Origin of the sequence: Lapidilactobacillus luobeiensis (assembly GCF_024345205.1) — a bacterium.
GTDB lineage: Bacteria > Bacillota > Bacilli > Lactobacillales > Lactobacillaceae > Lapidilactobacillus > Lapidilactobacillus luobeiensis.
Genome location: NZ_BROC01000005.1, coordinates 19518 through 41998, shown reverse-complemented (window position 1 = coordinate 41998; position 22481 = coordinate 19518). Strand labels below are relative to the sequence as shown.

The following is a 22481-nucleotide window of genomic DNA, read 5'->3' as shown; positions in this document are numbered from 1 at the left end:
GCGTATCGGCGCAGAAAGCAGTTGTGAGGAACGCGTTTTTGGCGGCTTTGCCGCTTAGGACAAGGCTCAGCTTTGAGATTCGCGTGGGCTTTGCGAAGCTCAAAGTGACGCCCACAGCGAGCTCACCCCGCTTCTCGCAGTGCAAGCCGCGGGCAAGATAGAAACGTGCTGCGAGGTGCAGACCGCTGCGCCTTAAAGTATCTGCTTGCCCAATCTGCTGCGTAGCTTAGTCAAGTAGATAAATTAATGCTCACAGCCACCCATCCTCGCGGATCACTCTGGCAAAAAAGCCCCTGCCTAAAAAATCAGGCAGGGGCGATGAAACTTTATGCTTCTAGGGGCTCCAGTTTCAGCATTTCGTATTGTGATTGGTAAAGTTGATAATACAGTCCGTGTTGGTGCATCAGTTCGTCGTGCGTGCCGTGTTCCATGATTTGACCGCCATCAATGTAGAAAATCTGGTCACAGTTTTTGATTGTGGATAAGCGGTGGGCGATGATGAAGGAAGTGCGACCTTTCAGTAGAGCCAGCAAGCCAGATTGTAATAATTCTTCTGTCTTGGTGTCAATGCTTGAAGTGGCTTCATCCAGGATCAGGATCCGCGGATCAGCCAGTAAGACGCGGGCAAAGGCGACCAGTTGTCGTTGACCGGCGGAAAGGGTGCTCCCGCGTTCTTCGACTTTAGTTTGGTAGCCGTCTTTCAATTCACTGATGAAATCGTCAGCGCGGACGATTTTGGCGGCGGCGACGACTTCTTCATCGGTGGCGTCCAGCTTACCGTAACGGATGTTATCCATGATCGTGCCGGAGAAAATAAAAGTGTCTTGCAACATGACGCCCATTTGTTTCCGGAGCGAGGACAGGGTGACATCGCGGACGTCATGATCATCGATCTTCACATCGCCCTCGTTGACATCGTAAAAGCGACTCAACAGGTTGATGATCGTGGTTTTACCAGCGCCGGTGGGACCGACTAAGGCGACGGATTGACCTTGGTCCACGTGGAAATTCACGTCGGTCAGGATATTCTTTCCGGGTTCATAGCGGAAGTAAACGTGATCGAAAGTGACATGGCCTTGGATCTGAGGCAGATTCTTAGCTTGAGATTGGTCTTCGATCTCTGGCTTTTCGTCCAGGGTTTCGAAGATCCGCTCCAAGTAGGCCGTGGCGGTGATCAGCGAGTTATAGAAGTTCCCAATATTGATGACGGGGTTCCAGAAGTTGTTGATATAACCGATGAAGGCGATCAGCGTCCCGGTACTAACGTCAACGCCGATATTGCGGATCCCGACGAAGTAGATCAAGCTCATGGTCAAAACGGCGATATTTTGCACGCCGGGCCAGAGCAGGAACTGGATCTTGACCGCGTGCATCCAAGAGGTCCGGTAGGCTTCGTTATCATCGTTGAAGATGCGGAAGTTTTCCTTTTCACGGGCGAAAGATTGGGTCACTTTGATCCCGGAAATACTTTCGTGGATATACGCGTTCAAGTTGGACTGTTTGTTACTGAGGATCTGGTAGGCTTTCCGTTGCCGATCTTGGATAAACCAGACCATGATCACCAGAACCGGGATCAAAATCAAGCTGTACCAAGTTAGCCGCGCGTTGATGGCGAACATGAAAATCAAGGTGATGATCACGTTGAAAACATCAGAGATCAAGTTGACCAAACCGTTCGACAGCAGATCACTCAAAGTGTTGATGTAATTGACCACCCGAATCAAGATTTTGCCGTGGGGCCGATTATCGAAATAGGAGAAGGACAGGCGTTGTAAATGCTGGAAAATATCCAAACGCATATCTTTCAAGACGTCTTGGCCTAATTCGGTGATGTGGTAGATCCGGTAGCGCAGACACCAGCCAATGAAGAACAGTGAGGCGGTAAAGAGACCGCCGATCAGCCATAATTGGCGATAATCCTTATTGGGGATGGTCGTATCAATGGTGATTTTGGTGAAATATGGTCCTAACATCCCAGCGACATTGGCGAGAATGATCACGATCAAAATCAGATAGATCTTGGTCATGTAAGGTTTCAAATAGTGAGCTAGTCTTTTGTAATCATGCCAATTGAACTGTTTCGTCAGTTCTTCATCGACGTTTGATTTATTTCGTGTGGCCAACTTGCTCCCCCTTTTCTAAGCCCAGTTGTTTCTGGAAAACTTCATAGTATTTGCCGTGGAGCGCCATCAGTTCATCATGGGTGCCGTGTTCAACCACGCGGCCTTTCTCCATTAAGAGGATCTGATCGGCGTCGCGGACAGATGAGATCCGGTTGGCGATGATGAAAGTGGTCTTCTTGGTGGTCATCTTACCTAATTCCTGTTGGATCTTGGTTTCGGTCTCCATATCAACGGCCGAAGTCGTATCGTCCAGGATCAGGATCGAGGGGTCCTTCGCCAACGCGCGAGCCAAGGAAATCCGCTGTTTCTGACCGCCAGATAAACCAACACCCCGCTCGCCAACGACGGTTTCATAACCTTCAGGCATCTTCGCGATAAAATTATCAGCGTCCGCGATCCGCGCCACTGACTGAACATACTGCTCGTCTAGGTGCGGCCGGCCGAAGGAAATATTATCCGCGATCGTGTTGGAGAAGAGGAACACATCCTGCATGACCATGGAAATATTGTCCCGCAATTCCCGAATCGGATAATCTTTCGCGTTACGATCATCGATTGCGACGGTGCCACTGGTGGGATCGTAAAAGCGCCCGATCAAGTTGACTAGCGTGGTCTTGCCCGAGCCGGTTTCACCAATGATGCCGACGGTTTCGCCGGGGTCGGCGGTGAAATTGATATCGGTCAGCACACGGTGTTCCGGATCATCGGCAAAATGGAAGCTAACGTGATCAAATTCAACTTTACCTTGGACCCGGACTTGATCCTTGGCGTTGCGAACTTCGATCTTCGGTTTGGCTGCCAGCATTTGCCGGATCTTGACGCAAGAAGCCAAGAAGCGTTCCACATCGTTGATCAGCCAGCCGCTCATCCGCATGGGCTGATTGAGCATCCATAAGTAGCCGTTGAAGACGACCAAGTCACCTAAGGTCATTTCACCCTTGATGACCAAATAACCGCCGAAAACCAGCGCGATCACGCTTAAACTGTTGGCGACTCCATCTTGCCAAGGCAAGAAACGCTTGGAAACATTAGCGGCGTCCATGTTGCGCTTCTTGTAGTCTTCGTTATGCTCGTTGAATTTCTCGATTTCAAAGTCCTCACGAACAAAAGCTTTGACGACGCGATTACCACTGATGTTCTCTTCCACCATGGAATTTAGCCGCGAGAAACTTTGCCGGATTTGGAAGAAGACCGGGTGTTGCGCCCGCGCCATTGCCTGAGTTAAGAAATAGATCACTGGGGTGACCGCGACTAAAGCCAGCGTCAGTTTCCAGTTGATCGTGCCCATAATAATGATCGAAACCACAAAGTAGAAGATGCATTCCAGAACTTGGTAGCTGACCCAAGAAACGAAATGACGAATCGCGTCGGTATCGCCGGTCATCCGGGTCATGATGTCACCAACACGAGTGTGATTAAAGAAGTCGAAATCCAACTCCTGCAACTTTTTGTACATATCTTGACGCAAATCGAATAGGGTGTTCTGGCCGGTTTGTTCGAATAAAATTTGATAAAGATAGCGGGTGATCGTCCGTACCAGCGTCGCTCCGATCATGATCAGCAAGAAAGGCACGAGTAAACTATCCTTATTGCCATCAATGACCTGATCGACGATTTGCCCCATAATATATGGATTGACTAAAATCAAAGCCGTACTGATCAAGAACAAGAATGTTGCGATGATCAGCTTGCGTCGGTTGACTTTGACATACTGCCAGATCCATTGAAAATTATTCATAGATTTGAATCCTCCAATCTTCAAGAGTCTATTATCAACGTTTTTTTCGAGATTGGAATGGTCAATACTCGTTAAATTAATGTACAATGTTATACGTGGACTTATACTTAGATCAACTGAAAGGGGGCCGATCAGATGAGTTATGCTGATGCAAAAACGTTCAATCCTGAGATCCTTTACGCTTATGATCCTTGGAATAAAGTTGCGAGTAATTACAATTTACATAGTCACGATTTTCTGGAGATCAGCATCATGCTAGAAGGTCAATCTCATTATTTCATTGATGAGCATTGGGCCGACGTTCAGGCTGGGCAGATCATGCTGTTCAATCCAGGCGTTCGCCATGGCGAGCAGCAGCGTCCGGAAACTTATTCGCACCAACTCCACCTGGGCATCAAAAATATTTCACTGCACGGCTTGCCCCGTAACTTTCTTCCGACGAAAAAGTCGCAATTGGCGATCGGTGAGTATCAATATAAAATTATTGACAAAGCTTGGCAATTGGTTGGCGAGATCGACCACCAAGATGCGGATTACCAATTGATCGGAAAGGGGATCATTATCGAGATCCTCGTTTATATTTTACGGGGCTTAACGATCCGCGAAGAAAACTATATCAAACCATTCTTATCCAAAACAGAAAAAAAGCAGAATCATCTGGTGGACAGCGTGATCTACTTTTTGGAAAATCATTATACGGAAGATATTACCTTGGAGCAATTAGCTCGGGATAATTATGTTAGCCCGGCCTATTTGTCACGGATCTTTAAAGAGGCCACGGATATGAGCCCAATCAATTACTTGATCCAGATCCGCTTAAAGAACGCCCATGCTTTGTTGAAAAATGAAACCGAGACCACCGTCAAAGAGATCGCCTCGGCAGTAGGCTATGAAGATGCCTATCATTTCAGCAAGCTCTTCAAGAAATATTATGGCGTCTCACCGTCACAAGTGGAAGACAAATAGTATTGTGTTCGAGTTACCTATAAAAAAGTTTGCTACCCACGCTGGGGAGCAAACTTTTTTACAAGTGTAGCAACTCAAATGATCGCTTTTTAGGGTGGTACGGTAACACCAACAGCTTTGGATTCATATGCCGGCGACTGCGGCGATCCCAATCCGTGAGACATAGCTTGCCAGTCTGCGTGAGTGCTTAAACGACTGAGCTACCGTGAGCGGCTGAAGCGTGCAGTGCAAGCCGTGGACAAGATAGAAACGTGCTCGCCACCCCAGTGCTTTCCGTTTAGCTACGCAACTGTTCTGAAAGCGAAACCCGCTTCCAAAACAGTTGCTAGGCTAATGCTCAAGCACTGACCGAGGTGGCTCGCAATCTGTTTTTGAAACGTGCTGCACACAACTGACTTTTGCGCTTAACTACACCAAACTTCCGGAGACAAACTACGCCACCAAAACTATTGTTAGGTTAATGCTCAGAAGCTGGCCAGGTCGGTTCGCACTTTTTTTACTGGGTGCTGAGTAGGGCGGCGAAACCCAAAGTGAAAAGATCGAAGGCCAGGTGGGTGCTCCAGCTGCCCCAGATCGAATCGGCTTTCAGGTAGGCGATGTTCAGGAAGATCCTGGCGACTCCTTGGATCAAGAGAATGTGCAATAAAGTGGTACTGAGATCACCATTCCAATAAGTGTTGAAGTGGATCAGGCCGAAGATGACCGCCGAAAAAATACTAGCGGCCAGCGTGGGAATGAATTTGCGGGCGCCATTCAAGAGAGCCAAGGAGAGTAATTCCTCACCCATCAACATGAAAGGGATGAAAGGCAGCATCACGCCGAATGTGTCCACCACAGGATTGGCGTGCAGGGTCAGTCCTAGTAACTGTAAGATCGCACCGGCGCCCAAGCTCCAGAGTGCATTGATCAGTAGCATCAAAAGCGACCATTTTAACCAACCACGCTGAGGCTTCTTGAACAGACCTTCAAATTCAGCAGTCCCAAAAATCAGCCAGTAACCCAATAAACCACTGACGAAAGTACTAAAGAAAGAAATGATCCCCAATTGACCCAGACCGAACAGACCAGCGACAAATAAGCCAATGCCCGCCAGAACGCGAAGTATTTTCATTTTTTTACCCCATTTCTAGATTTCTTTATTGAAAAACGAAAAGCGGGAGATCAGTCAACCAAAGTAATGACAGCAACGCACTTTTTGGTTAAGTTGAATTATAGCAGTAAGCTTATAGATCTCAAAAGAAAAAGGTTTAGAGCGCTGCACACAACGGGTTGACTTTGAGCATTAGCCTAACAATGATTGTGGAAGCGCACCTTGCTTCCGGAATCATTGTGTAGTTAAGCGCAGAAGTCAGTTGTGCGCAGCGCGTTTCAAAATCAGAGTGTGGAGCGAGGATGGGTGGCTGCGAGCATTAGCCTAGTTATGGTTTTGAAAGCCGAACTTTGCTTTCGGAACCATGACGTAGCTAAGCACAACAGCCAATCCTCGCGCAGCAGGTTTCAAATCAAAGTGCGAACTGACCTGACCAGCTCCTGAGCATTAGCCTAATAACCATTTTGGAGGCTGGTCTATGCCTCCGAAATAGTTGCGTAGCTAAGCGGAAGGAACTAGGTCAGTGAGCACGACTCAAATCAGTCACTACTTTTGTAAACTGAATTTACTAAAATGATCATGTCCTTATTAACAGTTTTTATTTTTTGTTATGGTCCATTTGCTGGTCAGATTAAAATATTTTTTGGAATGAATAATCTATTTGAAAATATAAAAAAAATAATCATCACGGTAAAAATGGAAGCGCAACCAAATCCGTGATACCAGTGGTTTATAGCTAAGTCAATAGTGCTGATCGTAGTCGTCAGTAAAATGATGATTAGACCCATAATGTCATTTGATTCCAACCAAAGTCCAATTCACAGCGATGATATTTTGTGTTATCGTGGACAATAAGGAGTGATTCATATGAGAATTGGAATTCCCAAAGAAATCAAAAATAATGAAAACCGAGTTGGCATTACTCCTGCTGGCGTGCAGAATCTTGTGCGAGCCGGCCAAGAAGTCGTAGTGGAAACCAATGCGGGACGCAACGCTGGTTATACCAACGCTGACTATCAAACAGCTGGCGCAACGGTGGCAACAGCCGCTGAAGCGTGGGCTGGCGACATGGTGATCAAGGTCAAGGAACCATTACCTGAGGAATATCATTTCTTCAGACCTGGCTTGATTTTATATACTTACTTACATTTGGCACCAAATCCTAAATTGACCGCAGCTTTGTTAGAAAATGAAGTGACTGCTGTCGGCTATGAAACGATGCGCGGCAAAGATGGTAGTTTACCAGCCTTGACGCCGATGAGCGAAGTAGCGGGACGAATGGCCGTTTTGATCGGCGCTCAATTCCTTCAAGAACAATATGGTGGTAAAGGCGTTCTGATCAGTGGTGTTCCCGGCGTACGCAAGAGCCATGTTACGGTGATCGGCGGGGGCACAGTCGGCTTGAATGCAGCCAAAACTGCTTTGGGACTCGGCGCAGAAGTGACGATCCTCGACATTGATCCAGCAACTTTAGCGCGGATCGATAATCTATTTGATGGTCACATCCAGACGCTTTTCTCTAATCCAGCTAATATCGCCCATTCGGTCAAACATGCTGACGTGGTGATCGGGGCCGTTTTGATCCCAGGTGCTAAAGCACCGAAATTAGTGACCGATGAAATGGTTGCGGCGATGGAGCCGGGTTCAGTCATGGTCGATATTCCGATCGATCAAGGGGGCATTTTTGAGACCAGTGATCATGCTAGTACCTTTGACGATCCGATCTACTTGAAACATGACGTGATCCAGTACGCTGTGGCCAATATTCCTGGTGCCGTTCCGAAGACGGCCACCGATGCGCTGACCAGCGTCACGATCCCGTATGCTCAACTGATCGCCCAACAAGGCATCAACCAGGCCGTCAAGACCAACCCAACGATCTTGACCGGCCTGAACACCTATCGTGGCCACATTACGGCAGCGGCCGTAGCCACTAGTCTGGAACAAGACTATGTTGACCCGCTGACCTTGGTATAAAAAATAAAGAGGCTTCAAGAATAACGAAAAGCGATCCCGCTGTTCACTAACAACTGTGAACGACGGGATCGTTTCTTTGGTACTGGTTAAAGTGGTGCCAGACTTACGCGCAAAATCGTTTTTCGCTTTTCTGGAGCGACTCGACGAAAGTCAGATAAATAAATTTCCTTGTGCGCCTTGCTTGTGCGCTGATAGCCAGCCTGCTCAACAAATGTGGCCAAGCGTGCGAAACTAGCCGGCTCATCATCAAACGCCCCCTGATGTAAAATCATCCCCACTAAGCCTTCATCTCGCTCGGCCAAGGAAACTTGGGCCAATTCGCTTGTTGAGAGTTTCTTAGCAGCCATTTCTTTAGCTTGGGTAAAAACAGATGCGGTCACAAAATCGGGTTGCTTGATCATGATCGTGTATAGCAGCTGACTCTTATCCAATCCGACCGCGTGGTAATCAGCTGGCAAAGTCCAGAATCCTTCCAAAGGGTAGACACCATAATCAAACGCGCCTGGGAAGTCGATCCCTTTCCGCGGAGCCATTTTGATCGTATAACTCAACGTATACAATATCTGGATCGCGGCGCTGAATGCAGGGGTGTTGTTAGGGTCCCCTTGCCCGCTGATCGTTAAGAAACGTTGCTTGGGTAGCGTCACGATACTAGGCGATTTCTTAGTGGGGTAAATTTCTTTCTCGTTGGTGCGCCATGAATAAGTTGACATGGTGGTTCCTCCTCTGAAAAGTTTATCAAAAACAAAAATGAAACCGTTGTATACTCACAGTATAAGCTATTTTATCAGACAAGAGTTTGGTGATAACGATTTTTTAATGTCGATATAGATATACTAAGGAGGCAAGTTTAAATGTACTCAGAGAAAAAGATCAAGCAGCAGTTGGGATATTTGCGGGAGCAGGTCTATGGCAGCAGCTTTGAAGCGGTAAGCGGCTTGCAGCTATGGCAGGATCAACGCGAAGATCATCGCCAAGTGCCAGTAGATGCAGCTTGGCAGTCAGTTGCGATCGGCGCGCAGTGGTCTGGACGGGACGCCTATTATTGGCTTCGTTTCCAAGTGGTCGTACCCGAATTAGTTAAACAACAAAAATATGTGATTCACTTGGATTTAGGTCGGACTGGTGGTGGCGGCAACTCAGGCTTTGAAGGGTTGGTTTTCATCGGCGCCAAACCATTGCAGGCCGTAGACTCGAATCATCGCGATATCTATTTAGATGCGCGATTTGCTGATCAAAAATTGGTTTTCAGTATTTTGATGTGGTCGGGTTTGGAGGGTGGTGGTCCCCAACAGATCCAGCATTATCAGTTGAAGCAAATTGCGGCTGGTGTGCTAGACGAGCAGATTCGGGATTGTTACCGTTATTTGAAACTGATCGATGAGACGGTTTTGGAGTTGTCTGCTGATGAGCCCTTGAAGTATGACTATCAGCGTTTACTAGATGATGCTTTACGGCAGTTCGATTGGGGTGGGATGACCGCGGCTGAATTGAGTGTGACAGCTGGTCAGATCCTAGCGCAGATCGCAACCTTTATCGACCAGCATCAAGGCCAGAAGAAAGCATACTCGATCGCGGCGATCGGGCATACGCATATTGATGTGGCGTGGTTATGGCGGCTGAAACACACACGGGAGAAAACCGCTCGTTCCTTCGCGACGGTTTTAGCATTGATGAAGGAATATCCGGATTACAAATTTTTCCATAGCACGCCGCAAGTCTATGCTTATATCAAACACGACTATCCAGAATTGTACGCTCAGATCAAGCAACGCGTCGCCGAGGGTCGTTGGGAGCCTGATGGTGGGACTTGGTTAGAGCCAGATGCCAATATCCCCTCTGGCGAGGCGTTGACACGTCAATTTCTGTATGGCTCGCAGTTTTTCAACAAGGAATTCGGGGTCAAGCAAACGGTATTATGGCTGCCTGACGTTTTCGGTTATTCTTGGGCCTTGCCGCAGATCATGTTAGGCTTTGGAATCGATAATTTTATGACGACGAAAATCAGTTGGAATGATACCAATCGGATGCCCCACGATACCTTTATTTGGGAGGGGTTGGACGGCAGTCGGGTCCTGACGCATTTTATTACGACTACGGACAATGATGCTGATTTTCACGATAGTTCCAACTGGAGATACACGTACAATGGTGAGATCACGCCGCACACAGTTCTAGGTACCTATCACGTTTATGCTGATAAGCTCGTCAACAACGACTTGTTATTGGCTTATGGCTACGGCGATGGCGGTGGTGGACCAACGCGGGAGATGATCGAGAATATCGAAATGATCGATCAGTTACCAGGTTTACCCTCGATCAAAAACACCCGGGTCGATGATTACTTTAAACAGTTGCGGACCAATATCAAGGCCAGCGGACAGTCCTTAGCGACTTGGAATGGCGAACTTTATTTGGAATATCATCGCGGGACTTACACGTCACAGGCTCGGGTCAAGCAACAAAATCGCCAGTTGGAGTTCGCGTTGCGGAACTTGGAGATCGCGGCAACAACGGCGTTTTTGCGGCAACAAATCACCTATCCTCAAGCCGAGATCCGCGAATTATGGCAGATGGTCTTGCGCAATCAATTTCACGATATTTTGCCAGGTTCGGCGATCCATGAAGTTTATCAGGATAATAACCTGGAGTACCAAGGCGGGTTCGCCAAGATCGCTCAACTACAAGAGAAAATAGGTGCGGTTCAGTTTGATCCGCGTGGCGAACATTACCATGTCACCAATGAGAATGCTTGGTCGATCACCACAACGATCCCGCTCACGGAAACGCGGTCTGGTTATTTTGAAACCTCTGATCAGGAAAAAATAGTCAGTCAGAGAACGGAAACTGGCTATGTGCTTCAAGTGACTGTGCCGGCCTTTGCAACGCTTAATTTTAAATTTATCGCGGAGGATCCAGCCGTTAAGACTAAGGCCGCTGAACGAGCAGTAGATTTGACAGCGGTCAAAGTGGCTCGTCAGTTAGAAAATGATTTTTATTGCGTCACTTGGAACGAAGCAGGCCAATTAGTGAGTCTTTGGGATAAACATGCCCATCGCGAGGTCATTGGGGCAGCAGGTGTCGGTAATCGCTTGCAGATCTATGAGGATCGGCCTACGGAGTATGAAAATTGGAATATTGATGGGGATTACCCTGAAAAATCCTGGACTTTGACAGCCGATCAAATCACGGTGACCAACGTTGGACCGCTGATCCAGACGGTTGTGTTCAAATATCGCTTTCATCAGTCAACGATCAAACAGACATTGATTTTGCATAGTCACAGTCCCCGCATCGATTTTGTCAATGATATTGATTGGCAGGATCACCGCTATCTATTGCGGACTGACTTCACTGTGGCAGTCCGTGCCAGTGAGGCGACCTACGATATCCAATATGGAAATGCTAGACGGCCAACAACGACTAACACCTCTTGGGAGCAGGCTAAGTTTGAAACAGTTGGTCATAAATGGGCTGATCTATCCCAGCGTGATTATGGGGTCGCCTTATTGAACGATGGCAAATATGGCTATCATATCACGGAGAACAATTTATCTCTGTCCTTATTGAAGTCAGGTGTTTCACCAGACACAGAAGCGGATCAGGGCCAGCATCACTTTACTTACAGTCTATTGCCACACGAAGGCGATTTTGTGAGTGGGCAGGTGGAGCCGACGGCGATGGTGCTCAATAATGGTCTGAAAGTCGCGCGTGGTAACGTGGTGGCTCAAGCGGCCTTGTTTGATTTTCAGGCGCAGGACGCAGTTGAAGTCGATGCTATCAAACTAAGTGAAAATGGGCAGGCGTTGATCCTACGTCTGCATGAATACACCGGCCAAAATAGGGTGGTCGATATTTCACCTCAGTTTGCCCATGGGATCGTTCAGGAAACGCGACTGGATGAGACCCCATTGGCCGAATTGACTGCCGTTGCTCCTCAACATTATCGCGTGGAGCTGGCACCTTATCAGATCAAGACGATTAGCTGGGCGCTTCAACAATGATCGAGATCAGCAAAATAATTTTCTAAGCCTTCAAAACAGACATTACTTTCTCTCAGGGAAGTAGTGTCTTTTTGAAACGTGTTCGCCACCCCAGCATCTTCCGCTTAGCTACGTCACTGTTCCGGAAGCCAAACCCGCTTCCATAACACTGACTAGGCTATGCTCAGAAGCTGATCAGGGTGTCTCTCACTCTTTTTTGAAATGTGTTCGCCACCCCAGCTTCTTGCGCTTAACTACGTCAGGCTTCCGGAGGCAAGGAGCGCCTCCAAAATCCTGACTAGGTTAATGCTCAGAAGCTGACCGGGGTGGCTTACACTCTGATTTTGAAACGTGTTCGCCACCCCAGCATCTTCCGCTTAGCTACGTCAGGCTTCCGGAGGCAAAGCCCTGCCTCCAAAATCCTGACTAGGCTAATGCTCAGAAGCTGACCGGGGTGTCTCTCACTCTTTTTTGATTTTAACGAGGATCTGCTGGGCTTCTTCGTGGTAAAATGATACGCTAGCAGTACTGGTATCAACTTAGTCGTTAAAACGGGCGCGCCGTGATCTGTCTCGTGATCAGGTGGGGTCTAATCTAAGCGGGTCTCGCTACTTGTGTTGGTTTTGGTAGCGAGAGTTTAGTTTGATGTTCGATTTGGTATATACTTAACTAGGAAAGTTTGCATGGGATTGAACCATAGATAAGCAGGTGGGCGATGTTTAGCGTCAATATCAAAGAGAATATCCAAGAAAGATATTTTACATTTTCAGATAAAGAAAAACGGATCGCAACATTCCTTCTAGTGAAGGAAACTCAGCGGATCGCCAATCTTAATGTTTCACAACTGTCTAAAGCGACGAATACGACACCGGCGATCGTGATCAGATTTGTCAGTAAATTAGGACTACGTAGTTTTGCTGAATTGAAGTTGCAGATCAGCTCTCAAGATAAGGCGGATCGATCGCCACAAAAGGCTGCTCAGAAGAATACGATCCAAGATGAAGTGTCCGATTATTATTCGAGTTTGGTCAAGAACACCGAGAATATGACGGCAGATGCTGATTTGAAGAAGGTCATGAAATTGATTTTAAAGACACCCCGGATCTATTTATACGGGGTCGGCAGTTCGGGACAGACCGCCACTGAATTTGGGCAAAGAATGTTACAAATGGGACTCAGCGCCAGCGCGATCGTGGACACACATATGATGATCGCTAATAGTTTGGCGATCCGGAAAAACGATTTAGTTATCGGTATCTCCAGTTCAGGCGAAACTCGCGAGGTTTGGAATGCTTTACGGATCGCTAAGAAGAATCAGGCTAGGATCGTTATCTTTACCGGTGCTTCTAATAGTAGTATTGCGAAATTAGCCGATGCGCGTTTGGATGCTTACAACTCGAGATTCGTTGGTGACGCACGTTTCGTCAACTCGCAACTCGCTGTTTTGTATCAAATCGATGTGCTCTCGGCGATGTTATTAGAAGATGCCGAGCTCCGCAAGCAAATGAATCTAACGAATATGGCCATCGAGACAAGTTTAGAGCAAGGCGGGTCAACTGTTGAGCCCGAGTGAGTAGGCTATTCAGATCATTGCTGAAGCTGCCTTAGCAAAAATACACTGGTTTTTAAATTGTAACCTGATCAAGCGCTTCATTATTATGATTATGAAATTATGATTATGAAGTCATCGTGCATAACGCGTTTGTTAAGGTCGAGAAAAGAGGGAAAAGCGCATGAGCGGGTCAGTAAGACGGGCCAAGATGACTGTCATGAATGCTGGCGGATCAACTGATCGACTAGCATGATTTACCGCGATCCAGCGCTGAGATCACTATGAATAATGATGAAAAGTCAATGCGCTTTCTTTTGTTTGATATTGGCGGTGCAACGATCAAATGGGGGGTCGTCAATGTCGATGGTATTTTTTTGTCGCGCCAAGAAATCAAGACCGAGGCTGCTTTAGGTGGGCAACAGATCTTGACGAAGGTAAAACAGATCATCACCCAAGAAAGACAGAAGGGTGAATTATCAGGTATTGCCATCGCCACCGCCGGGATCATTGATAGTGTGTCAGGTGAGATCGTTTTTGCCGGACCATTGTTACCGCAATATTCGGGTATTAATTTTAAACTACTGTTAGAGCGTCAGTTTGCGATTCCAGTTGAGGTGGAGAATGACGTCAATTGTATGGGGTTGGCAGAGTCGATCAGTGGCGCTGGTGAAGATGGCAATCCAAATTTGTGCCTATCTGTTGGTGCCGGTATTGGTGGTTGCTTAGTGATCGATCAACAGATCTATCGTGGCTTTAGTAATAGTTCTTGCGAAATTGGCTATATGAACCTTCCTGGTGGTGAATTTCAAGATATGGGTGGCACCAATGTTTTATGCCGCCGGGTCGCCAAACAATTAGGGGATTCTGTTGAGGCGTGGAGTAGTCAACGAATTTTCGCAGAGGCAGAAAATGGTAACGAGATCTGCAGAGAGGCGATTATCGAAATGACTGGGGTGCTGGGTCAGGGCATCGCCAATCTTTGTTACGTCCTAAATCCGCAGCTGGTCATCATCGGCGGCGAGGTCACTAGCCATTCGAAGTATCTGAAACCTTTGGTCGATCGAGCTTTAGGTCGTTATCTTTTGCCGATCGTCCGCCACAATACTGATCTGGTTTTTGCTCATTATCAAAATGACGCCGGGTTGATCGGGGCCTTTTATCACTTTATTATGAAACATCCGTATTTAGATAAAACCGTTTAGGCCAGACTGGAGCGTGCCGCATAAAATATGGTGGGCAGGTCCGGGAACACAAGTGGTATGAATGTTGGCTTCTTCTTCACCGTTGGGATTTTATCCTCGCTCAGCCAGCGTCAATAGCAATAGCTGGTCAGAAAATCATGACGTAGATTTGTGGTCAAGTAGCGATAATCAAGGACAATAGTTTGAAAACACAAAAAATTCATATATTGTTCACCAATAATTCACAATAGTGTCGTTGTTCGTTCGCAAACATAGTTTATTATTATAGACATAGAAAGCAATGACATGATATGAATAAACTATGAAGTTTCTCCAGCTTGATAGGATCGTGGCATGCGGCTTTCTACCAACCTAAACCTATAATAATTGCTAGTTTTCTTCATTACTCCTTTCTCTATACTTAGATAGATAGAGACGAAACCTCACTTCCTGCCCAGAAGTGAGGTTTTTTGTTTTGAAACGTGTTCGCTACCCCAGCTTCTGGCGCTTAACTACGTCAGGCTTCCGGAGGCAAGGAGCGCCTCCAAAATCCTGACTAGGTTAATGCTCAGAAGCTACCCGGGGGTGCTTACACTCTGATTTTTGAAACGTGTTCGCCACCCCAGCGCTTTCCGCTTAGCTACGCAATTGTTCCGGAAGCTAAACCTGCTTCCAAAACAATTGCTAGGCTAATGCTCAAGCGCTACCCGGGGTGGCTCGCACTCTGTTTTAGTCGTCATAAGTGGAGATCGAATAGGGTAATTCAGTGTTTGTTGATCGATGTAAGCTTGGTGCCAGTCCTAGGGTGGTGGTCAGTTCTCCACCGGCGATCAATTGATCGTAAGCAATGTAGGTTTGACTTAGATTTTGTCCATTGAAACTGCGTGCTTGTACGAATTGGTTTTGTACTTCATTATTTTTGGTGCGTAAGACAAGGGTCTTCCCCGCTGGCAAGTGTAGGGTGACACGATCGAATAGTGGCAAACCAAAAACGAATTGGCCTGACCCTGGCGTGACGGGGTAAATGCCTAGGGCTGACAAGACATACCAACCGGCCATCGAGCCATTATCCTCATCGCCGGGAAATCCTTGATAACCTGCATTGAAGGCTTGGTTCAACAATTGTTTGATCAAGAGTTGGGTCATCTCGGGGTGACCGACATAAGTGAATAGGTAGGGGATATGGAAGCTAGGTTGATTGGACAAAGCCAATTGACCAAATTTCAGTGCAGCCAGTTCAGTCATTTCGTGGATCTCAAAACCATAACCGCCTGTTTCAAAAGTGGCGGGCTGATTGACCAGCTCAACTAATTTTTCGTAGAAGGTTTGCTTGCCGCCATATTCATTGACCAAGCCGGCAATATCCTGATAGACCGCAAAGCCGTTTTGCCAAACGCTGCCTTCGGTGAAGCCGTGGCCCCACTGTAAAGGGCGGAAGTCAGGGTCGAATTCACCTTGAGGGTCTTTGGGCCGCATGAAGCCAGTCTCTGGGTCGAATAAATGACGATAATTGCGGGCACGTTCTCGATATTGTTTGGCCAATAAAAGGTGGCCTGCTTTTTCGGCGACAACGGCGATGCAATAATCACTGTAGGCATAGTCCAAGGTGTGATTGACACTTTCTTCGTGGGTATCTGGCACGTAACCATATTTCAGATAATCTAAAGTCCCGCGGCGCCCGTATTTTTCATCATCGCTTTGAACTGTGGCTGCATGGACCATCGCGGTCAAGAAATCCTCCAGTTGATCTGGGTTGAGCAGATCTTTGCTGGCGGCATCGGCAATGACCGCATCAATCAAAGTGCCGGGCATCATGCCACGTTCATCAGGTGAAAGCCATTTTGGCAAGAAACCAGCCTCGCGATAACTGGTCAAGAAACCGCGCAACATTTCAGTCAAAACTTCAGGCGCGATCAGGCTATAAAAGGGATAGACTGTTTTATAAGTGTCCCAAAAGCCATTATTGGTGTAGAGGATCCCCGGCTTACTCGTTCGGGCTAAAGTGTCGTAATGACAAGGCTGCTCTGCTTCGTCCAATTCATAGAATTTTTGCGGAAAAAGGAACAGGCGATACAGGGTCGTGTAGAAAGTCTTAACCTGTTCTTGATGCCGGTGGTCTTCGATCTCGATTCGATCAAAATACGTTTGCCAAGCATGACGCGCCGCTACTTGTTGTTCCGTGAAGGTTTGCGTTTGTTGACGCCGTAAATTAAGACGTGCCTGTTGAGGGGAAATAAATGATGTGGCTAAGGCCAATTCATTTTCAGCCCCCTGCAGATAAAAAATCAGTTGTAGGTCATCACCGCTGAAGTGAGTCTGATCAGTCGTGGTCGTCATCAGTTGCTCATTGCCGATTTTGAACTGGATCTGACCCAAGTCTAAGGCCGCGCTGAGTTGTAGACTGAAATACATAGTGAAATCAGGATCCTCACAGTCAGAAAAATTGATCACTTGACCATTGAGTTGATTAGTCGCCTGATCGAAATCGACTTGCGCCCGTCCTGGTAAAGTCAATTGATAACCAGCCCGTTGATTTTGGGGAAAACAGCTTTTGATCGTGGCGCCATAAGTGTTGGGGATCAAAGTGGACTCGACGCCGTAATGCAAATCGTACAAGCGTAATTGCGCTGGATTGAAACAGGCATCGTTGGGTTCAAAAGAACCAGCATAATCAACGATTGGATCTTTCCCGGGAGCCTGAGTCAGCGGCAAAAGAACCAGATGTGAAAAATCGCCGACCCAAGGACTAGGTTGGTGGGTCAGGCGAAAACCTTCAAAACGATGGTCATTAGGGTTGAAGAACCAACCGCCGCGACTACCATCATTTTGAACCGTATAGTAATTCATCGCGAAAGGGACACCGGTCAGTGGCAACGCGTTGCCGTGAGAGAAGCGGTAAGAATTATCAGTGCCTTGGCGAGTATCGATCGAAGTGATCTGCATAGTAAGCTCCTTTGATAGTCTTGTTGAGTTTGTTGCAATGAAATTATGAAGGGCGTCGTCGCACCTGATCAACCGAGTCTTTTGATGCTTTGACGTGGGATCAGATCAACGGGGACAGTGGCCTGTTTGATCGTAGGGTCAAAAGGATTGGCGATCCGCTCCTGCAGAAGTTGGGCCGCCTTTTGACCGATCGTCTGAAAGTCTTGGCGGATCGTACTTAATTGCGGCTGGCTCGTCGCTGTTCGGGTGATATTATCAAAACCGATCAGGGAAATATCCTCAGGAACGTTGATCGCTTGCTCTTGCAAAAACCGCAACACATCTAGGGCCAATAGGTCGTGCTCGGTGACGATCCCGGTGATCTGTTCCTTTTTCAAAAAGGCGGGTAGCGCGGCAAAATCATCTTCGGTCAGACGGGTTGCTTGTTCCGGGGTGATCGCAAAGTCTAGATCTTGTTCCATCAAGGCTTGAAGATAGCCAAAGTAACGTTGGGCCACGGATGAATTTAGCGCGTGGGCAAAGTCCGCGGTAGCCAAAAAAATCAGCCGTTGATGACCGCTTTCGATCAGGGTGCGCGTCGCCAAGTAACCGCCTTGGGTGTTGTCGGCGACCACCGAGGGGATCGGGAGCCCAAAAGCCGTTTGATCGATCAGGACCAGAGGAATATGCGCCAACGCGAATCGTTCCAACTGTGCCAATTCGATCGTCAATTGTTGTGGATAATAAATGATGCCATCGAAATGGGTCGCTAAACGCTCAGGATGATCAAAATCAAAGCTTTGCTTCTCAATAACTGTGAGTTCTTGACCTTGTGGCGTTAGAACGGATTTGATCCCCGTAATATAGTCACCCAGCCCTGATTCCGGCGCGAAGGGGATCACCAATAAGATCTGCTTTGTCTTTGGTCGCAAGCGTAAACCACGGCGAACAAAGGTCCCGCTACCTTGGCGACGTTGGACCAAACCGATATCAGCCAATTCTTGCAGTGCGCGTTTAGAAGTGATCCGACTGACTTGATATTGTTGCGCCAGCTCATTTTCTGAAGGCAATTGCTGATTGGCTGGATAATAGCCGGACCAAATCTTAGCCTGTAAATCTGTGAAGATCGTTTGATATTTATTCTGACTAGTGACCGTAAAGCCTCACCTCCACAGTTGATAGTTGCTATGAGTAATCATATATCATTTATCGGGGAAAATAAATCTTTTTTTCAAACAATTACTGATTTATGGGACTGTTCATGATATACTTGGCTTGCTAAAAAATATATCAAGTGGTGATGAAATGACAAAATCTTATCTAACGCCGGCCGTTCGTGATTTCGTTACTCAAGTCAAGCGACTTTGCGGGCCAGATCGTCAGGATTTGGCGAGAATTTTTGAGATCACGTTTACCAACACTTTAGAAACAACATTAACAACAGATGAATATACGAATATCTTTGTCTTGACCGGGGATATTCCTGCGATGTGGCAACGAGATTCGACTGCGCAATTACGGCCATATTTGATCATGGCGCAAAAGGATCCGGCAGTGGCCGATATTATTCTACGCGTGGTCAAACGGCAGTTTTTCAATATGGCGCTCGATCCGTATGCTAACGCTTTTAATTTGACTGGCAATGGTCATGGCCACCAAAGCGATGCCACTACTATGGGACCTTGGATCTGGGAGCGAAAATACGAACTCGATTCTTTGTGTTATCCGGTCCAGTTGGCTTATCTACTTTACAAGAACACGGGCTTGACTGATCAATTTGATGCGACCTTCATTTCGGCCATCAAGAAATTGCTACAAGTGATCGCGATTGAACAGCACCATGAGGAGCAGTCAACTTATCGTTTTGAAAGAAGCGATGATCGGCCGGAAGATACTTTAGCGCGGGCAGGTTTAGGCCAGCCAGTCGGTTATACCGGAATGAGCTGGTCCGGTTTTCGTCCCAGTGATGACGCTTGTGTTTACGGTTATTTGGTTCCTGCCAATATGTTTGCGGTCGTGATCTTGAATTATCTTCAAGAGATCTGCACTGAGATCCTCGCTGAACCAGAATTAGCCACGACCGCCCAGCGTTTGGCCACAGAGATCCAAACCGGGATCGAGCGTTTTGGGACGACAACTAATGCCGCCGGTAAAAAGATCTACGCTTATGAAGTCGATGGCTTGGGGCACACTTTGATCATGGACGATGGCAATATCCCCAATCTGCTGAGCGCCCCTTATCTTGGCTATCTACCAGAAAATGAGCCAACTTATCTAGCGACCCGGCAAACATTACTCAGCCCGGAGAATCCTTATTATTACGCGGGCAAATTTGGGGCTGGTCTGGGCAGTCCACACACGCCGCCAGATTATATCTGGCCGATCGCCCTGTCGATCCAGGGCCTGACTCAGCCCGACCATGAGGAAAAACAACGGTTATTACAATTACTGGCTGCGACCACGGCGGGAACAAATATGATGCACGAGGGTTTTGATGTTGAGGATCCGCGTAATTTCACGCGGGAGTGGTTTTCGTGGGCAAATATGATGTTTTGCGAATTATTGCTCGATTATTTGGGCCTGCAGGTCAAAAAATAGGTTTTTGTTTGACGACTGCCGCTGATTCTTTGCTTGTTTGCAGTTAGGGCCGAGTCAGAACTCACCAATCAGTAAAATAAGGTTGATGATCATAGCTGTTTTGTAAAGGCAGAGACAAGGAGATAGACGCCGAACAGGCTGAAATTGAGCAGGATGACCAAGAAAAAATGCGCGGACGCGGTTATAATATGAGTCAAACGGCTAAAAAATTGCGGCTGACTCAAGGCGGAGATCAAGAACCAACCACGGGGCTGCTTCTCTGGATCGGGTCTTAATGACTAGGACAACCACGCTATTGCGTGGGGCAGAGATCCGCAGTCGCCGTTTTGATAAGTAGGGTGAAAGAAGGATGAACATGGCACGATTATTAGGTGGTATTGAGGCAGGCGGCACAAAATTTGTTTGTGCGGTCGGGGAGGCCAGTGGCAAGGTCACTGCACGGGTGAAGTTTCCCACGACCACGCCGGAGGCAACGTTGGCGCAGGTTTTCGCTTTTTTTGATCAGTATGAGGTAGCGGCGATCGGCGTGGGTTCGTTCGGACCAATCGACATTGAACCACAGTCGGCGACATATGGCTATATTACCGACACACCAAAACTAGCTTGGAAGAATTTTGATTTTCTAGGGGCACTCAAAGTTCATTATCCCGCTGTTAAATTTGTTTGGACGACAGATGTGAATGTGGCGGCTTATGGTGAATATCTGCAAGGTGCAGGCGTTGGCAAACAAAATATTTGTTACGTTACAGTCGGCACCGGTATCGGCGTGGGCTACATTTCTCACGGGAAATTGTACAGCGGTCGCAGTCACCCGGAGGCCGGACACATTATGATGCACCGCGCGGCTGACGATGATTTTGTCGGCGTGTGCCCTTATCATGGTGACTGCTTAGAGGGAATCGCCGCGGGACCGGCGATCGAACGGCGTAATGGCAAAAAAGGCCATGAAATCGCGCCGGACGATCCTTTCTGGCAAATCGAGGCCTATTATTTGGCGCAGGCTTGCATGACGTATACCCTGACCTTTTCACCTGACTTGATCGTTTTCGGCGGTGGCGTTAGCAAACAGGCGCAACTTTTCCCACTGATCCGCGCGGAGTTTGCCAAATTGATGCATGATTATGTACGGGTCCCTGACCTCGAGCTGTATATCCAACATGTCAAACTGGGCGATGACGCCGGGATCACTGGTAGCTTGTTAGTGGCTGCCGATGCTGTGAAATAGTGTGTTGCTCTGAATAAAATGAATATGATTTGATCGACATCTGGATAACTGGATGTCGATTTTTTTAGGTTGGCATGACTTAGAGATAAAGATTTTGGGACTAATGAAGAATTAGCAGGCATGATCAATTGTTTTATTTATTATTTGAATAAATAACCGCTGAACTTCGTGGCTGGAAATAACATGATTTTGAATGACTTTAACAAGGATTTTGAAATTGCGTGATAGGTAACAATGGAAACCGTTTCAGTGATAATTGCTTTTAGAAGCTTCAAAACAAGGTATTCAATGCCGACCACTTGCAATAATGTATAAAAAATCATTTCTAATTGTGCACAAAATAATTTGACTTTATGCTCAGTTGGCCATATAATATCTGTATAAGAATTTAGTTTGGATCAAGTGTTTCAAGGAGATCAGTCAAGACACAAACTAAGTCAATGGTGACCTTTTATTCCGTCAGAAGGTCGCGCGGCTTTTTTTGTGTCGTCTGGTTCATTGTATAGGGGGAAAAGAATCATGAAAAAATCATTATCATTATTTGGGATCATTGCTGTTTTAGGATTATCACTAGCAGCGTTATCAGGGACTCGAACAGTTTTGGCCGCGAATCCAACAGAAGCGAATCTGACAGATGATACACAGGATTCGGCAACGACCACGGCTTCGGTAAACTTTAAAGGCGGGACTTTGAGCCTGTATAGTGTTTTAGACGCAGTTTCCTTTAATACTGTGGATGATGCCTTCAGTACCAGTGTAGTGTGGGCGAACGGCTTAGAGACGACTTCAGGTGACAAGGACTTGATCGCGACTGTTGCTGATCTTCGCGGTGGCGACGATGATAAATGGAATTTGAGCGTTAAGAAGGGTAGCTGGGTCGTTGGTGATGACGGGGTTGCTTCTGGCGCAACTGCTTTAGATACTGGTGCGACGTTATCAACTGACGATGGCGAAATCACGACAGATGGTGTCGTATACGCTAGTGCAGGAGCGGGGCAAACAGTCATTACCCCCAAGCCTTTGAAATTAGCGATCGCTAAGGGAACCTTGGTCAAAAAAGGCAGTTATACCAACACTCTGACTTGGACCTTGGCTGATGGTATCTCAGAGAATCAAAATTAAGGTC

Annotated in this window: 14 protein-coding genes; 8 read left to right on the top strand and 6 right to left on the bottom strand. The window is 47.2% G+C overall.

Features of this window, described 5'->3' with window-relative positions:
• Positions 1-326: 326 nt before the first annotated feature.
• Both OCU21_RS02820 and OCU21_RS02815 read right to left on the bottom strand, forming a co-directional pair.
• Positions 327-2123, bottom strand: a complete 1797-nt coding sequence (locus tag OCU21_RS02820; RefSeq protein WP_261805995.1) for an ABC transporter ATP-binding protein — start codon at positions 2121-2123, stop codon at positions 327-329.
• The gene (locus OCU21_RS02815) at positions 2107-3861 is read right to left on the bottom strand and encodes an ABC transporter ATP-binding protein (RefSeq protein ID WP_261805994.1); all 1755 of its coding nucleotides are present in this window, start codon (positions 3859-3861) and stop codon (positions 2107-2109) included. The genes OCU21_RS02820 and OCU21_RS02815 overlap by 17 nt, the downstream gene beginning before the upstream one ends.
• Before the next feature lie 135 nt (positions 3862-3996).
• Between OCU21_RS02815 and OCU21_RS02810 the strand changes: the two genes are divergently transcribed.
• Positions 3997-4827, top strand: a complete 831-nt coding sequence (locus OCU21_RS02810) for a helix-turn-helix transcriptional regulator (RefSeq protein ID WP_261805993.1) — start codon at positions 3997-3999, stop codon at positions 4825-4827.
• A 496-nt stretch (positions 4828-5323) separates the two neighbouring features.
• Here OCU21_RS02810 and OCU21_RS02805 read toward each other — a convergent pair whose 3' ends face one another.
• On the bottom strand, positions 5324-5938 hold the full coding sequence (locus OCU21_RS02805) for a CPBP family glutamic-type intramembrane protease (protein WP_261805992.1): 615 nt from the start codon (positions 5936-5938) through the stop codon (positions 5324-5326).
• A gap of 846 nt (positions 5939-6784) precedes the next feature.
• On the opposite strand from OCU21_RS02805, the gene ald reads away from it, so the two are divergent.
• Positions 6785-7894 carry an alanine dehydrogenase gene (ald, locus tag OCU21_RS02800; RefSeq protein WP_261805991.1) on the top strand — a complete coding sequence of 370 codons (1110 nt, stop codon included), beginning with the start codon at positions 6785-6787 and terminating at the stop codon, positions 7892-7894.
• An 86-nt stretch (positions 7895-7980) separates the two neighbouring features.
• On the opposite strand, the gene OCU21_RS02795 is transcribed toward ald, so the two are convergent.
• Positions 7981-8607: a GyrI-like domain-containing protein gene (locus tag OCU21_RS02795; protein ID WP_261805990.1), complete on the bottom strand. Its 627-nt coding sequence runs from the start codon at positions 8605-8607 to the stop codon at positions 7981-7983.
• A gap of 141 nt (positions 8608-8748) precedes the next feature.
• Here OCU21_RS02795 and OCU21_RS02790 point away from each other — a divergent pair, with 141 nt between their 5' ends.
• From OCU21_RS02790 to OCU21_RS02780, 3 genes are all read left to right on the top strand, one after another.
• Positions 8749-11898 carry an alpha-mannosidase gene (locus OCU21_RS02790; protein ID WP_261805989.1) on the top strand — a complete coding sequence of 1050 codons (3150 nt, stop codon included), beginning with the start codon at positions 8749-8751 and terminating at the stop codon, positions 11896-11898.
• Positions 11899-12592: 694 nt separating this feature from the next.
• Positions 12593-13450, top strand: coding sequence for a MurR/RpiR family transcriptional regulator (locus OCU21_RS02785; RefSeq protein ID WP_261805988.1), 858 nt, complete (start codon positions 12593-12595; stop codon positions 13448-13450).
• Positions 13451-13710: 260 nt separating this feature from the next.
• Positions 13711-14631: an ROK family protein gene (locus OCU21_RS02780; RefSeq protein WP_261805987.1), complete on the top strand. Its 921-nt coding sequence runs from the start codon at positions 13711-13713 to the stop codon at positions 14629-14631.
• A 708-nt stretch (positions 14632-15339) separates the two neighbouring features.
• Here the strand turns inward: OCU21_RS02780 and OCU21_RS02775 are convergent.
• Both OCU21_RS02775 and OCU21_RS02770 read right to left on the bottom strand, forming a co-directional pair.
• Positions 15340-17553, bottom strand: coding sequence for a GH92 family glycosyl hydrolase (locus OCU21_RS02775; protein ID WP_261805986.1), 2214 nt, complete (start codon positions 17551-17553; stop codon positions 15340-15342).
• A 68-nt stretch (positions 17554-17621) separates the two neighbouring features.
• Positions 17622-18659 (bottom strand): GntR family transcriptional regulator, encoded by a 1038-nt coding sequence (locus OCU21_RS02770; RefSeq protein ID WP_261806077.1) that lies wholly within the window; start codon positions 18657-18659, stop codon positions 17622-17624.
• Positions 18660-18837: 178 nt separating this feature from the next.
• Between OCU21_RS02770 and OCU21_RS02765 the strand changes: the two genes are divergently transcribed.
• From OCU21_RS02765 to OCU21_RS02755, 3 genes are all read left to right on the top strand, one after another.
• On the top strand, positions 18838-20130 hold the full coding sequence (locus OCU21_RS02765; protein WP_261805985.1) for a glycoside hydrolase family 125 protein: 1293 nt from the start codon (positions 18838-18840) through the stop codon (positions 20128-20130).
• A 355-nt stretch (positions 20131-20485) separates the two neighbouring features.
• On the top strand, positions 20486-21355 hold the full coding sequence (locus tag OCU21_RS02760; RefSeq protein WP_261805984.1) for an ROK family protein: 870 nt from the start codon (positions 20486-20488) through the stop codon (positions 21353-21355).
• A 519-nt stretch (positions 21356-21874) separates the two neighbouring features.
• Positions 21875-22477 carry a WxL domain-containing protein gene (locus OCU21_RS02755; RefSeq protein ID WP_261805983.1) on the top strand — a complete coding sequence of 201 codons (603 nt, stop codon included), beginning with the start codon at positions 21875-21877 and terminating at the stop codon, positions 22475-22477.
• The last annotated feature ends 4 nt before the right edge of the window (positions 22478-22481 follow it).

What these genes read in the sequence shown, in the direction of transcription:
- OCU21_RS02815 (WP_261805994.1), bottom strand. Translation starts at nt 3,861, where the DNA reads ATGAATAATTTTCAATGGATCTGGCAGTATGTCAAAGTCAACCGACGC.
- OCU21_RS02810 (WP_261805993.1), top strand. Translation starts at nt 3,997, where the DNA reads ATGAGTTATGCTGATGCAAAAACGTTCAATCCTGAGATCCTTTACGCT.
- OCU21_RS02805 (WP_261805992.1), bottom strand. Translation starts at nt 5,938, where the DNA reads ATGAAAATACTTCGCGTTCTGGCGGGCATTGGCTTATTTGTCGCTGGT.
- ald (WP_261805991.1), top strand. Translation starts at nt 6,785, where the DNA reads ATGAGAATTGGAATTCCCAAAGAAATCAAAAATAATGAAAACCGAGTT.
- OCU21_RS02795 (WP_261805990.1), bottom strand. Translation starts at nt 8,607, where the DNA reads ATGTCAACTTATTCATGGCGCACCAACGAGAAAGAAATTTACCCCACT.
- OCU21_RS02790 (WP_261805989.1), top strand. Translation starts at nt 8,749, where the DNA reads ATGTACTCAGAGAAAAAGATCAAGCAGCAGTTGGGATATTTGCGGGAG.
- OCU21_RS02785 (WP_261805988.1), top strand. Translation starts at nt 12,593, where the DNA reads ATGTTTAGCGTCAATATCAAAGAGAATATCCAAGAAAGATATTTTACA.
- OCU21_RS02780 (WP_261805987.1), top strand. Translation starts at nt 13,711, where the DNA reads ATGAATAATGATGAAAAGTCAATGCGCTTTCTTTTGTTTGATATTGGC.
- OCU21_RS02775 (WP_261805986.1), bottom strand. Translation starts at nt 17,553, where the DNA reads ATGCAGATCACTTCGATCGATACTCGCCAAGGCACTGATAATTCTTAC.
- OCU21_RS02765 (WP_261805985.1), top strand. Translation starts at nt 18,838, where the DNA reads ATGACAAAATCTTATCTAACGCCGGCCGTTCGTGATTTCGTTACTCAA.
- OCU21_RS02760 (WP_261805984.1), top strand. Translation starts at nt 20,486, where the DNA reads ATGGCACGATTATTAGGTGGTATTGAGGCAGGCGGCACAAAATTTGTT.
- OCU21_RS02755 (WP_261805983.1), top strand. Translation starts at nt 21,875, where the DNA reads ATGAAAAAATCATTATCATTATTTGGGATCATTGCTGTTTTAGGATTA.